At 70.5% G+C, this 13286-nt stretch carries 14 protein-coding genes; 3 read left to right on the forward strand and 11 right to left on the reverse strand.

Annotation, left to right across the window (positions count from 1 at the left end):
• Positions 1-53: 53 nt before the first annotated feature.
• Both IE274_RS22195 and glmS read right to left on the reverse strand, forming a co-directional pair.
• Positions 54-419, reverse strand: a complete 366-nt coding sequence (locus IE274_RS22195; protein WP_229909744.1) for a holo-ACP synthase — start codon at positions 417-419, stop codon at positions 54-56.
• Positions 420-426: 7 nt separating this feature from the next.
• Positions 427-2274, reverse strand: a complete 1848-nt coding sequence (glmS, locus tag IE274_RS22200; protein ID WP_190117613.1) for a glutamine--fructose-6-phosphate transaminase (isomerizing) — start codon at positions 2272-2274, stop codon at positions 427-429.
• A gap of 114 nt (positions 2275-2388) precedes the next feature.
• Here glmS and coaA point away from each other — a divergent pair, with 114 nt between their 5' ends.
• Entirely contained in the window at positions 2389-3396 is a 1008-nt protein-coding gene (gene coaA, locus IE274_RS22205) for a type I pantothenate kinase (RefSeq protein ID WP_190117614.1), read from the forward strand.
• A gap of 34 nt (positions 3397-3430) precedes the next feature.
• Positions 3431-4381 carry a DUF389 domain-containing protein gene (locus tag IE274_RS22210; RefSeq protein ID WP_190117615.1) on the forward strand — a complete coding sequence of 317 codons (951 nt, stop codon included), beginning with the start codon at positions 3431-3433 and terminating at the stop codon, positions 4379-4381.
• Here the strand turns inward: IE274_RS22210 and glmM are convergent.
• From glmM to IE274_RS22230, 4 genes are all read right to left on the reverse strand, one after another.
• Positions 4378-5736, reverse strand: coding sequence for a phosphoglucosamine mutase (gene glmM, locus IE274_RS22215; protein ID WP_190117616.1), 1359 nt, complete (start codon positions 5734-5736; stop codon positions 4378-4380). The two genes, IE274_RS22210 and glmM, sit on opposite strands and share 4 nt — an antisense overlap.
• Before the next feature lie 189 nt (positions 5737-5925).
• The gene (rpsI, locus tag IE274_RS22220; protein WP_190117617.1) at positions 5926-6450 is read right to left on the reverse strand and encodes a 30S ribosomal protein S9; all 525 of its coding nucleotides are present in this window, start codon (positions 6448-6450) and stop codon (positions 5926-5928) included.
• 42 nt (positions 6451-6492) lie between these two features.
• On the reverse strand, positions 6493-6936 hold the full coding sequence (gene rplM, locus IE274_RS22225) for a 50S ribosomal protein L13 (protein WP_190117618.1): 444 nt from the start codon (positions 6934-6936) through the stop codon (positions 6493-6495).
• A 344-nt stretch (positions 6937-7280) separates the two neighbouring features.
• The gene (locus tag IE274_RS22230; protein WP_190117619.1) at positions 7281-8558 is read right to left on the reverse strand and encodes a glycosyltransferase family 87 protein; all 1278 of its coding nucleotides are present in this window, start codon (positions 8556-8558) and stop codon (positions 7281-7283) included.
• Between the two features lie 74 nt (positions 8559-8632).
• On the opposite strand from IE274_RS22230, the gene IE274_RS22235 reads away from it, so the two are divergent.
• Positions 8633-9481, forward strand: coding sequence for a hypothetical protein (locus IE274_RS22235; RefSeq protein ID WP_190117620.1), 849 nt, complete (start codon positions 8633-8635; stop codon positions 9479-9481).
• Positions 9482-9545: 64 nt separating this feature from the next.
• Here the strand turns inward: IE274_RS22235 and truA are convergent, their stop codons facing one another.
• The 5 genes from truA to rpsM all read right to left on the reverse strand — a co-directional run bounded on the left by truA (position 9546) and on the right by rpsM (position 13185).
• Complete coding sequence (gene truA / locus IE274_RS22240; protein ID WP_190117621.1) at positions 9546-10415, reverse strand: tRNA pseudouridine(38-40) synthase TruA; 870 nt, start codon at positions 10413-10415, stop codon at positions 9546-9548.
• 123 nt (positions 10416-10538) lie between these two features.
• The gene (gene rplQ, locus IE274_RS22245) at positions 10539-11027 is read right to left on the reverse strand and encodes a 50S ribosomal protein L17 (protein ID WP_190117622.1); all 489 of its coding nucleotides are present in this window, start codon (positions 11025-11027) and stop codon (positions 10539-10541) included.
• Positions 11028-11141: 114 nt separating this feature from the next.
• Complete coding sequence (locus IE274_RS22250) at positions 11142-12164, reverse strand: DNA-directed RNA polymerase subunit alpha (RefSeq protein WP_016645160.1); 1023 nt, start codon at positions 12162-12164, stop codon at positions 11142-11144.
• Between the two features lie 170 nt (positions 12165-12334).
• A complete protein-coding gene (gene rpsK, locus IE274_RS22255; protein ID WP_003948617.1) occupies positions 12335-12739 on the reverse strand; it encodes a 30S ribosomal protein S11 in 405 nt (134 codons plus the stop codon).
• Positions 12740-12804: 65 nt separating this feature from the next.
• The gene (rpsM, locus tag IE274_RS22260; protein ID WP_190117623.1) at positions 12805-13185 is read right to left on the reverse strand and encodes a 30S ribosomal protein S13; all 381 of its coding nucleotides are present in this window, start codon (positions 13183-13185) and stop codon (positions 12805-12807) included.
• Positions 13186-13286: the final 101 nt, after the last annotated feature.

The raw sequence follows: 13286 nt of genomic DNA on the forward strand, positions 1-13286 counted from the left end.
CCGCGCCTCAAAGAGAGACCCCAGCCCCCTCCCCCAACCCCCTACCCCTACCCCTACCCCTCGGCGATCACCACAGCAGAAGCCACCCCCGCGTCATGGCTCAACGACACATGCCACCCCCGCACCCCCAACGCCTCGGCCCGCGCGGCAACGGTCCCCGAGACGCGCAGCCGGGGCTGCCCACTGTCCTCGACGTACACCTCGGCATCGGTCCACCGCAGCCCGGCAGGCGCACCAAGGGCCTTGGCAAGAGCCTCCTTCGCGGCGAAGCGGGCGGCGAGGGAGGCGACCCCACGCCGCTCCCCGCCGGGCAGGAACAACTCCTGCCGAACGAAGAGCCGTTCGCGCATGCCGGGCGTCCGCTCCAGCGAGGCGGCGAACCGCTCGATCTCGGCCACGTCAATCCCCACCCCAATGATCACAAGCTCACTCCACCGTCACCGACTTGGCCAGATTCCGAGGCTGATCCACCTCGTTGCCGCGCGCCACGGCCAGCTCGCAGGCGAAGACCTGCAACGGCACCGTGGTCACGAGGGGCTGAAGCAGCGTAGGCGTAACGGGCACCCGGACCACATGATCGGCGTACGGGAGCACCGCGTCGTCGCCCTCCTCGGCGATCACGATGGTGCGGGCGCCCCGGGCCCGGATCTCCTGGATGTTGGAGACGATCTTGTCGTGCAGGACGCAGCGCCCCCGGGGCGAGGGCACCACCACGACGACGGGCAGCCCCTCCTCGACCAGGGCGATGGGCCCGTGCTTGAGCTCCCCGGCGGCGAACCCCTCCGCGTGCATGTAGGCGAGTTCCTTGAGCTTGAGGGCCCCTTCCAGGGCGACGGGGTATCCCACGTGCCGCCCGAGGAACAGCACGGTCCCGGCCCCGGCGAGGGACCGGGCGAGCTCCCGGACGGGCTCCATGTCACCGAGGACCCGCTCGACGGCCCCGGCGATGTCGGCCAGGTCCCGCACGACGCCGAGGACTTCGTCGCCCCACTTGGTGCCGCGCGCCTGACCGAGGTACAGCGCCACCAGATAGCAGGCCACGAGCTGCGTCAGGAACGCCTTCGTGGAGGCGACGGCGACCTCGGGCCCGGCGTGCGTGTACAGCACGGCGTCGGACTCGCGCGGAATGGTGGAGCCGTTGGTGTTGCAGATGGCGAGGACGCGGGAGCCCTGCTCACGGGCGTGCCGCAGGGCCATCAGGGTGTCCATGGTCTCGCCGGACTGGGAGATGGCGATGACGAGGGAGCGGGCGTCCAGGATCGGATCGCGGTAGCGGAACTCGCTGGCCAGCTCCACCTCGCAGGGCAGCCGCGTCCAGTGCTCGATGGCGTACTTGGCGATGAGCCCGGCGTGGAACGCGGTCCCGCAGGCGACGACCACCACCTTGTCGACCTCGCGCAGCTCGGCGGCGGGGATGCGCAGCTCGTCGAGGATGAGGGCGCCGTCGGCGCCGATGCGGCCGAGGAGGGTGTCGGCGACGGCGCGCGGCTGCTCGGCGATCTCCTTGTGCATGAAGGAGGCGTACCCGCCCTTCTCGGCGGCGGCCGCGTCCCAGTCGACGCGGAAGTGCCGCACCTCGGCGGGGCGCCCGTCGAAGCCGGTCACGACGACCTCGTCCCGGCGCACCTCGACGACCTGGTCCTGCCCCAGCTCGATGGCCGACCGGGTGTGCGCGATGAACGCGGCGACGTCGGAGGCGAGGAAGGCCTCGCCCTCGCCGACGCCGACGACGAGGGGCGAGTTCCGGCGCGCCCCCACCACCACGTCCGGCGCGTCCGCGTGCACGGCGACCAGCGTGAACGCGCCCTGCAGCCGTCGGCACACCAGCCGCATGGCCTCGGCGAGGTCGGCACAGCCGGAGAACTCCTCGGCGAGGAGGTGGGCGACGGTCTCGGTGTCCGTCTCGGAGGTCAGGACGTGCCCGCGACCGGCCAGCTCCGCCCGCAGCTCGGCGAAGTTCTCGATGATGCCGTTGTGGACGACGGCGACGCGCCCGGCGTTGTCGAGGTGCGGGTGGGCGTTGGCGTCGGTGGGGCCGCCGTGGGTGGCCCAGCGGGTGTGGCCGATGCCGGTGGCGCCCGCCGGGAGCGGCCCGTCCACCAGGGCCTTCTCCAGGTTGACGAGCTTGCCGGACTTCCGGGCCGAGGCGATCTGGCCGTCGGCGAGGACGGCCACCCCGGCCGAGTCGTATCCCCGGTACTCCAGGCGTCTGAGCCCGGCGAGCACCACTTCGAGCGCCGACTGCGAGCCGACGTATCCGACGATTCCGCACATGTCGGGAAGCGTACGTGCCGATATGTCCCAGAACGCGTACCACGTGTACGACGCGTGCGCCCAAGGTGACGCACCCCACCCGCCACCCCGTTCAAACAGCCGTAACAATGGGATGTGATCTCTTCGGTCTCAGCGCCCTCGAAGGCGCCACGGGGCGCCCACCGGCACAAGCCGGAGGCGACCCCTTATGTCGACCTCACCCGATCCGAGTGGAGCGCGCTGCGCAACAAGACGCCGCTCCCCCTCACAGCCGACGAAGTCGAGAAGCTGCGGGGCCTCGGCGACGTCATCGACCTCGACGAGGTCCGTGACATCTATCTTCCGCTGTCGCGCCTGCTGAATCTGTACGTGGGCGCGACGGACGGCCTGCGCGGCGCCCTGAACACGTTCCTGGGCGACACCGTCGAGAAGGCGGCGCAGTCCGGTACGCCGTTCGTCATAGGCGTCGCGGGCTCGGTGGCCGTCGGCAAGTCGACGGTCGCCCGCCTCCTGCAGGCCCTGCTCTCGCGCTGGCCCGAGCACCCGCGCGTGGAACTGGTCACCACCGACGGCTTCCTGCTGCCCACCAAGGAGCTGCAGGCCCGCGGCCTGATGTCGCGCAAGGGCTTCCCGGAGTCGTACGACAGAAGAGCGCTCACGCGCTTCGTCGCGGACATCAAGGCCGGAAAGGACGAGGTCACAGCCCCCGTCTACTCGCACCTGATCTACGACATCGTGCCCGGCCAGCGCCTCACCGTCCGCCGCCCGGACATCCTCATCGTCGAGGGCCTGAACGTCCTGCAGCCCGCCCTGCCCGGCAAGGACGGCCGCACCCGCGTGGGCCTCGCCGACTACTTCGACTTCAGCGTGTACGTGGACGCGCGCCCCGAGGACATCGAGCGCTGGTACCTGAACCGCTTCCGCAAGCTGCGCGCCACGGCCTTCCAGAACCCGTCCTCGTACTTCCGCAAGTACACCCAGGTCTCCGAGGAGGAGGCCCTGGACTACGCCCGCACCACCTGGCGCACCATCAACAAGGTCAACCTCCTGGAGAACGTGGCCCCGACCCGCGGCCGCGCCACCCTCGTCGTCCGCAAGGGCCCCGACCACAAGGTGCAGCGCCTGAGCCTGCGCAAGCTCTGAGGGGGGCACGTCAGGCCCGCGTTAAGGTGCGGACATGCTGCATCTGCGCCTGATCACCCCGGCCGACAAGACCGATGACGTGGTGCGCCTGATCGAGAGGACCCCGGGCACCGCACATCTGGCCGTCGTGGCGGGCGCGGCCCGCAACCCCGCGGGCGACATCGTCATGTGCGACGTCGCCCGGGAGGCGGGCGACGAACTCATCGACAGCCTGCGCGGCCTGGAGATCGACAAGTACGGCTCGATCGCCCTGGAGAACATCGACCTGTCGCTGTCCCTGCGCGCCGACAAGGCGGAGGACGAGGCGCCGGGCGAGGGCGCCGACGCGGTCCTGTGGGAGCACCTGGAGGAGGCCACCCACGAGGAGTCCACGCTCTCCGTGACATACGTCGCCTTCATCACGCTGGCCACGATGATCGCCGCGTGCGGTGTGGTCCTCGACAACGCGATCCTGATCGTCGGCGCGATGGCGGTGGGCCCGGAGTTCGGACCGCTCGCGGGCTTCTGCACGGCGCTCGTGCAGCGCGCGCCGCGCCTGGCCCTGCGCTCACTGATCGCGCTGCTCGTGGGCTTCGCGGTGGCGATGGTGGTGACGGCGGGCTTCAGCCGCTTCATGAACGGCGTGGACCTCTTCCACCTGGCCCAGCTGGAGGCGGAGCGCCCCAACACCAACTTCATCTACCGGCCCGACTGGTTCTCCTTCGTCGTGGCCGTCCTCGCGGGCGCCGCCGGCATGCTCTCGCTCACCTCGGCGAAGTCGGGCGCCCTGGTGGGCGTCGCGATCTCGGTGACGACGGTCCCGGCGGCCGCGAACGCCGCGGTCGCCTTCAGCTACAACGAGTACAAGCAGGCCTGGGGCTCCACCGAACAGCTGCTGCTGAACCTGCTCGGCATCGTCGTCGCCGGTACGCTCACGCTGCTCGCCCAGAAGCTGCTCTGGGCGTGGCAGCGCGAGCGTTCCGCACGCAAACACCAACTGGCTTAGCCCAGCGCGGACTTCACCACGTCGGCCAGCCGCCCGGCGACCGAGCGGGCCTGCTCGATGTCGGCGGCCTCGACCATCACCCGCACCAGCGGCTCGGTGCCCGAGGGGCGCAGCAGCACCCGGCCGGTCCGGCCCAGCTCGCGCTCGGCGTCGGCGACGGCCGAGGACAGCTCCGGCGAGGTCTTGACGCGGGACTTGTCGACGTCGGGCACGTTGATGAGGACCTGCGGCAGCCGCTCCATGACGGCGGCCAGCTCGGCGAGGCCCCGGCCGGTCTCGGCGACGCGGGCCGCGAGCAGCAGGCCGGTGAGGGTGCCGTCGCCGGTGGTGGCGTGGTCCAGGACGATGACGTGTCCGGACTGCTCGCCGCCGAGGGCGTAGCCGTGCTCCTTCATCGACTCCAGGACGTACCGGTCGCCGACGGCCGTCTGCACGAGGGACAGGCCCGCGCGCTCCATGGCCAGCTTGAAGCCCAGGTTCGACATGACGGTCGCGACCACGGTGTCGTGCCGCAGCGCGCCCCGCTCGCGCATGGCGAGGGCGAGGACGGCGAGGATCTGGTCGCCGTCGACCTCCGCGCCGGTGTGGTCCACGGCCAGGCAGCGGTCGGCGTCGCCGTCGTGGGCGATGCCGAGGTCGGCGCCGTGCTCGACGACGGCAGCCTTCAGCAGGTCGAGGTGGGTGGAGCCGCAGCCGTCGTTGATGTTGAGGCCGTCCGGCTGGGCGCCGATCGTGATGATCTCGGCACCGGCCCGCGCGAACGCCTCGGGCGAGACCCGCGCGGCCGCGCCGTGCGCCTCGTCCAGGACGACCTTGACACCGTCGAGGCGGTTCGGCAGGACTCCGATGAGGTGGGCGACGTACTGGTCGAGGCCCTCGTCGTACGTCTTCACGCGGCCGACGCCCGCGCCCGTGGGGCGCTCCCAGGGGGCGCCGGTGCGGTGCTCGTCGTACACGGCCTCGATGCGGTCCTCGAGGTCGTCGGCGAGCTTGTGGCCGCCGCGGGCGAAGAACTTGATGCCGTTGTCGGGCATCGCGTTGTGGCTGGCGGAGAGCATCACGCCGAGGTCGGCGCCCAGCGCACCGGTGAGATGCGCCACCGCGGGGGTGGGCAGCACACCGACGAGCAGGACGTCCACGCCCGCGCTGGCGAGGCCCGCGACCACCGCGGCCTCAAGGAACTCCCCGGAAGCGCGCGGGTCACGCCCGACCACCGCCGTCGGGCGATGTCCCTCGAAGGTGCCCGCTTCGGCGAGCACATGCGCCGCGGCGACCGAGAGCCCGAGCGCGAGCTCGGCCGTCAGATCCGCGTTGGCGACACCGCGCACACCGTCCGTGCCGAAGAGTCGTCCCACTGCTGTCCTCCGAACATTGAGTGTCGGCTGGCCCTGCGGACGCGGTGACGTCAGCGGCTCCACCGCACGGTCCCGGACGCTCAGCCTGTCGAACTTCTACCCCAGATCATGGGGTGCTGATAAACGAACGCCCCGACAGCACACAGGGTGCCGCCGGGGCGTTCGAGAAGTACTAGCAGGCAGCGATGTTTAGCGCTTGCTGTACTGCGGGGCCTTGCGGGCCTTCTTCAGACCGGCCTTCTTGCGCTCGACCGCACGGTCGTCGCGCTTGAGGAAGCCGGCCTTCTTGAGGGCGCCGCGGTTGTTGTCCACGTCGGCCTCGTTGAGGGCGCGGGCCACGCCGAGGCGCAGGGCGCCGGCCTGGCCGGAGACGCCACCACCCGCGATGCGGGCGATGACGTCGTAGCGGTCGTCCAGCTCGAGCACCTTGAAGGGCTCGTTGACTTCCTGCTGGTGGACCTTGTTCGGGAAGTAGTCCTCGAGCGTCCGCCCGTTGATCTTCCACTTGCCGGTGCCCGGGACGATCCGGACGCGGGCGATGGCGTTCTTGCGACGGCCCAGGCCGGCGGCCGGCTGCGGGTCGCCGAAGCGGGCGGCGTTGGACTCCGAGGTGTACTCGCCCTCCACGGGCGCGTCCGACTCGGTGGTGTACGACTCGATGTCGATGTTCTCGGCGTTCTCGTCGAGCGGCTGCTCAGCGGTGGTCTCGGCCACGATGCTCCTCAGATTCTTTTTCGTCTTAGGGGGTGGCCGGAACTACTGCGCGACCTGGGTGATCTCGAACGGGACCGGCTGCTGAGCGCCGTGCGGGTGCTGGTCGCCCGCGTAGACCTTCAGCTTCGAGAGCATCTGACGGCCGAGGGTGTTCTTGGGGAGCATGCCCTTGACGGCCTTCTCGACGGCCTTCTCGGGGTTCTTCTCGAGCAGCTCGTCGTAGCGGACCGAACGGAGGCCGCCCGGGTAGCCAGAGTGGCGGTAGGCCATCTTCTGGGTCTTCTTGTTGCCGGACAGGTGCACCTTGTCGGCGTTGATGATGATGACGAAGTCACCGGTGTCAACGTGGGGCGCGTAGATCGGCTTGTGCTTGCCCCGCAGGAGGGTGGCGGCAGTGGTCGCCAGGCGTCCCAGGACGACGTCCTGGGCGTCGATGACGTGCCACTGGCGGGTCACATCGCCGGGCTTGGGGCTGTACGTACGCACGGTTCGTAGCCTTCGCTTCTTCAGAGGTGGGGTTTCCCGCGGTCCAGCTCGAACCCCGGGAAAGGGTCCTGACAAGGCCACCTCGGACGATGGACGACAGCCTTGGCGGACCTCGGTGACGCAACCGAGTCCTGCCGCTGGTCATCGGCCCGGTGGGCCGGTGTAAGAGCCCCTCACGTGAGAATGAGAAAGCCAATACACATAACGAACAGGCAGAATACCCGCCGTGCCCCGTACGGGTCAAAACGGTGTCGCCACCTCCCCGCACACCCGCCTCTTCCCCCGCTCCGCGACGGCTCCCGGTCACGGGAAGGGGCGCCCGCGCGCCGAGCGCGCCACAGGTCTCAGCGGGGAGGCCCCGGCAGGGCCCGCCCGCCCACCACCGCACCCCCGACCGACGGCCCCGGCACACACGGCGGCAGCCCGGCCCCACGGCGCACCCCGACGGCGCACCACCAGAACACCAGCCCCGCCAGCACGCAGAGCGTGAACGCGTCCTTGAAGGCCCGCTGCGGCAGCGCCTCCACCCCCACCCACACGAACCCCGGCACCTGCGGCACCAAGGCCACCCAGAACCAGGGCCCCCGCACCAGGGAGGACACCCGGAGCGCTCCGGCGAGCAGCAGCGGCAGGACGACCAGCAGATAGTGGTCGTACGAGGGCCGGGACACGAGAAACGCGGCCAGCATCAGCGCCGCCGCGGTCTCGACCACCCGCCCCGCATCCGGCCGGGCCCCCGCCCCCCGGCCCGGCCCCGCCCAAGGCCCCGGGGCCAGCCACCGCCGCCACGCACACCACACCCCCGCACAGGCCCCCACCCCCGAAAGCCCCGACGCCACCACGGCAGGCACCCCCACCCGCGCCAGCACGGCCCCGGGCGACGCCTCGTACAGCCGCACGAACCGGTCCTCGCCCCGCAGCAGAAACGGCAGCGTCCGCGTGAAGAACGCCACCGGATCCGGCAGGACGAGCGCGGCAAGGACCGACACCACCACCGGCACCAGGACAGCCACCCCCAGCGCCCGCCACTTCCGCGCGAAGACGAACAGCAGAAGGACCGGCAGCAGCAGCGGCTTCACGGCGACCGCCACCCCGATCACCGCCCCGGCGAGAACCCACCGCCCCCGGCACACGCACAGCAACGCCACCGGCAGCGCCACCACGGACGCCACCGTCCAGTTGCCCAGCTCCACCAGGTGCACGAACGGCGCGAACCCCAGGACGAGCCCGAGCAGCCCGAGCACCGCGAACCGGCTCCCCCACGCCACGCCGTGGATGCGCAGCGCACAGAACCACCCCGAGGCCAGCGCCCCCACCACCCCCACCGGCACCAGCACCCGCGCCACCCCGGGAAACAGCGCCTGCGGCACCGCGGCGAGCACGGCCCCCGGCAGATAGAGGAAGTGCCGGTCGGCATACGGCGAGCGCCCGTCGAGCCAGGCCCCGGCGGCCCGTACGACGATCGCGTTGTCCATGCCCCCGTCCGGCACCCGGTACGCGATCCGCAGCGCCGCCGCCCCCAGGACCACCCCGAGCACCGCCCAGGCCCACCACTCCGCCCGCCGCTCCAGCCACCCGCCCACGCCGATTACCCCAGAAGCATCCTCTTTGCCCGATTTCATGCCGGTCAGGCTAGGGCGAGATCGGCCCACAACCCCGGCTCAACATCCCCACCGCCCCGTCTAAGATGCGGCCCATGAGCTTTGGGCAAGGGGGACCCCAGTGGGGCCCGGGGGGCTCGCAGACCCCCGACTGGGCGGCGCTCGCCGAGGCGTCCGAGGCACGTGCCCGCCGCCGCAAGTGGATGCTGATCGGCGGCGGCGCGCTCGCCACGATCGGCGTCGCCGCGGCCGTCGCCATCGCGGTCGTCTCCGCGAACAGCGACGACGCGACCGCCTCCAACAAGCCCGCCAGCGAGCTGCCCACCAGCGCGGACATCCCCGGCGCCAGCAAGTCCCCGGAGCCGTCCTTCGAGGCGACCACTCCCCCGCCCCCGCCGGACCCGAAGGACTACATCTCCAGCGCGAAGAAGGACAAGGCCCCGCTCGGCCCGGAGTCCTTCTTCCCGGGCACGAAGCTGACCTCCGGCGAGCGGATCTACAAGAAGGGCGCGACGGCGAGCACCAAGAAGTGCGCCTCCGTCGCCCAGCCGGTTCTGGCCAACGTCCTGACGAAGAACAAGTGCACCGAGGTGCTGCGCGCCACCTACGCCCGCAAGGGCATCGCGGTCACGGTCGGCGTCGCCGTCTTCGACACCGAGGCACAGGCCACCAAGGCCAAGAAGCAGGCCGACAAGGGCCTGATCACGTCCCTGCCCGGTAAGGGCGTGTCCGGCTTCTGCCGCACGACGGTCTGCCGCGGCACGTACAACGCGTACGGCCGCTACGCGTACTTCACGACGACCGGCTTCCTGAACGGCAAGGACGTCACCGAGAAGGACCGCAAGGCGTACGAGGTCGGCGACGACCTCGCCCGCTTCACGTTCCACCAGATCACCCGCCGCGGCGAGGCCCAGGCGTCGGCGGCGGCCAACAACCCCGAGTAGCCCGGGGCGGGCCGCCGACCCCGAGCAGCCCGGGGCGGGCCGCAGCAGCCCCCTGCGGGGTGCCTCAGCAGCACCCCGCCGAACCGCCGCCCCTGGCGGGCAGCGTCCGCTTGTTCCGCGCCTCCACGGCCCGCGCCGCGAGGAGTTCGTCGGCCGGATAGCCGACCTCCTCCAGCGTCAGCCCGTGCGGCCGCACCACGTGCACGGCGGAGTCCCGCACCCCGGCGGCGAGGACCTTGCCGGGCCAGTCCGCGGGCCGGTGCCCGTCCCCCACGAACAGCATCGCGCCGACCAGCGACCGCACCATGTTGTGGCAGAAGGCGTCGGCCTTCACGGTCGCTTCGAGGATCCCGTCGGGCCGCCGCTCCCAGCGCAGCTCCTGGAGCGTACGAATGGTCGTGGCGCCCTCGCGCCGCTTGCAGTACGCCGCGAAGTCGTGCTCCCCGAGCAGCGCCTTCGCGGCGGTGTTCATGGCGTCGACGTCGAGGGTCCAGTCGTGCCACAGCACGTGCCCGCGCAGCAGCGGGTCGACGCCGCCGGGGTGATCGGTGACCCGGTACGCGTACCGCCGCCAGATCGCCGCGAACCGCGCGTTGAACCCGGCGGGGGCCTCCTCGACCCGCCACACCCGGACGTCGTGCGGCAGCCGCCCGGCGAGCCGCCGCAGCAGCTTCTCGCGGTGCTCCGCCCAGGCGCCCTCCGGCAGGTCGACGTGGGCGACCTGCCCGCGCGCGTGCACCCCGCTGTCGGTCCGCCCGGCGACGGTCAGCTCGTACGTCTCGGGCGATCGCGTCACCGTACGCAGCGCGTCCTCGATCTCGCCCTGGACAGTCCGCTGGCCGTCGCGCTGCTTGGCCCAGCCGGAGAAGTCCCTGCCGTCGTAGCTCAGGTCGAGCCGTACCCGGACGAAGCCGGGCTCCACTTCCTCACTCACACACAGATCCTCTCAGGAACGCGAAAGCGGGCCCGCCCCAAGGGGCGGACCCGCTCGTCACCCGCTCGCCGCGAGGCAGAACCTCACGCGTCCGGGTCACCTCCGCTGACGCGGAGAAAGGACTCAGGCGTCCTTCGACTCCTCGGCGGCCTCAACCGGCGCGTCCTCGACGGGCGCGTCCTTCTTGAGGGCGTCTTCCTTGACGGCACGCTTGGTGGCCGCCTCGGCCTCACCGGTGGCCGCCTGGGCCACGGTCAGGGCCTCCACCAGCTCGATGACAGCCATGGGCGCGTTGTCGCCACGGCGGTTACCGATCTTGGTGATACGGGTGTAGCCACCCGGGCGGTTCTCGTAGCGCGGGCCGATCTCCGTGAAGAGCGTGTGCACGATGCTCTTGTCGGTGATGACCGTCAGGACCTGGCGGCGGTTGTGAAGGTCGCCCTTCTTCGCCTTGGTGACCAGACGCTCCGCGTAGGGACGCAGACGACGGGCCTTGGCCTCGGTGGTGGTGATGCGGCCGTGCTCGAAGAGCTGCTTGGCGAGGTTCGCCAGCAGCAGCTTCTCGTGCGCGGCGCTGCCGCCCAGACGGGCACCCTTGGCGGGCTTCGGCATGGTGTTACTCCTTGATGTCTGCCCCGGCCGTGTCAGGTACCGGAGTCAGTGGACCGCGCCCCGTCAGAGGCGCGGGGAACTGCGCGACCGGCCGAAGCCGGTCCGCAGCCAAAATCAGTACTGCTCGGTCTCGACGAAGCCCGCGTCCGCGTCGTCGTCGGCGCCGAAGGCGTCCGCGGCGGCGGTCGGGTCGAATCCGGGCGGGCTGTCCTTGAGGGCCAGACCCATCCCGTTGAGCTTCATCTTGACCTCGTCGATCGACTTCGCACCGAAGTTGCGAATGTCGAGCAGGTCCGCCTCGGAGCGGGCGACGAGCTCGCCGACCGAGTGGATGCCCTCACGCTTGAGGCAGTTGTACGACCGAACGGTGAGCTCCAGCTCCTCGATCGGCAGCGCCAGATCAGCGGCGAGGGCGGCGTCCGTCGGGGACGGACCCATGTCGATGCCCTCGGCGTCGATGTTCAGCTCGCGGGCGAGACCGAACAGCTCGACGAGCGTCTTGCCGGCGGAGGCCATGGCGTCACGCGGACGCATCGCCTGCTTGGTCTCGACGTCGACGATGAGCTTGTCGAAGTCGGTGCGCTGCTCGACTCGGGTGGCCTCGACCTTGTAGGTCACCTTGAGGACCGGCGAGTAGATGGAGTCGACCGGGATGCGGCCGATCTCCTGGCCGACCTGCTTGTTCTGCACGGCGGAGACGTAGCCGCGACCGCGCTCGACGGTCAGCTCCATCTCCAGCTTGCCCTTGCCGTTGAGCGTGGCGAGGACGAGGTCGGGGTTGTGCACCTCGACACCGGCCGGGGGCGCGATGTCGGCGGCGGTGACCAGACCCGGGCCCTGCTTGCGCAGGTACATCACGACCGGCTCGTCGTGCTCCGAGGAGACCACGAGCTGCTTGATGTTGAGGATGAGGTCGGTGACGTCTTCCTTGACGCCCGGCACGGTGGTGAACTCGTGCAGCACACCGTCGATGCGGATGGACGTGACGGCCGCACCCGGGATCGAGGAGAGCAGGGTCCGGCGCAGGGAGTTGCCGAGGGTGTAGCCGAAGCCCGGCTCCAGCGGCTCGATGACGAACCGGGAGCGGAACTCGTCGACGACCTCTTCGGTCAACGAGGGACGCTGAGCGATCAGCATGAAGTGATTCCTTCAGTCAGGGGCACCCACTATTTGATGCCCTGAGTAGTACAAGGGTACGGGCGGTACGGCTCCGGAGAGCCGTACCGCCCGAAAACCTGAGACAACCGTGCGTCCGACGCGGCGGCGCGGGTCACCTCCGCTCGCGCGGAGAGCACCGCCGAGACGAATCAGACGCGGCGGCGCTTGGGCGGACGGCAGCCGTTGTGCGGCGTGGGGGTGACGTCCTGGATCGAACCGACCTCGAGGCCCGTGGCCTGGAGGGAGCGGATCGCGGTCTCACGGCCGGAGCCGGGACCCTTGACGAAGACGTCGACCTTGCGCATGCCGTGCTCCTGCGCGCGACGGGCAGCCGACTCGGCGGCCATCTGCGCGGCGAACGGCGTGGACTTGCGCGAGCCCTTGAAGCCGACGTGGCCGGCGGAGGCCCAGGAGATCACGTTGCCGGTCGGGTCCGTGATGGACACGATCGTGTTGTTGAACGTGCTCTTGATGTGGGCGTGCCCGTGAGCGACGTTCTTCTTTTCCTTGCGGCGCACCTTCTTGGCAGCGCCCTGACGACCCTTGGGGGGCATCTATTACTCCTACGGGAGGTGGTCGGTCCTGCAGCGTCAGCTGTCGATAGACCGCTGAGCGAGGACTACTTCTTGCCCGGCTTCTTCTTGCCGGCGATGGCGCGACGCGGGCCCTTGCGGGTGCGAGCGTTGGTGCTGGTGCGCTGACCGCGGACGGGCAGGCCACGGCGGTGACGCAGACCCTGGTAGCAGCCGATCTCGACCTTGCGGCGGATGTCGGCCTGAATCTCGCGACGGAGGTCACCCTCGGTCTTGATGTTCTGGTCCACGAACTCGCGGATCTTGACCAGGTCCTCTTCGGACAGGTCGCGAACGCGGGTGTTGCGGTCGATACCGGTGGCGTCCAGCGTCTGCTGGGACAGCGTCCGGCCGATGCCGAACACGTAGGTGAGCGCGACCTCGATGCGCTTGTCGCGCGGGAGGTCAACGCCTTCAACGCGTGCCATTCATGGCTCCTGTTAATACTCGGAGGTCTTCAGCAGAACCGCTCCCAACCGCCGTTCCCCTCCGGTGGCAGACCACCACGAGGAGTCGGTACGAACTGGGT

The organism is Streptomyces flavofungini, assembly GCF_014650815.1.
Classification (GTDB): Bacteria; Actinomycetota; Actinomycetes; order Streptomycetales; family Streptomycetaceae; genus Streptomyces; species Streptomyces flavofungini.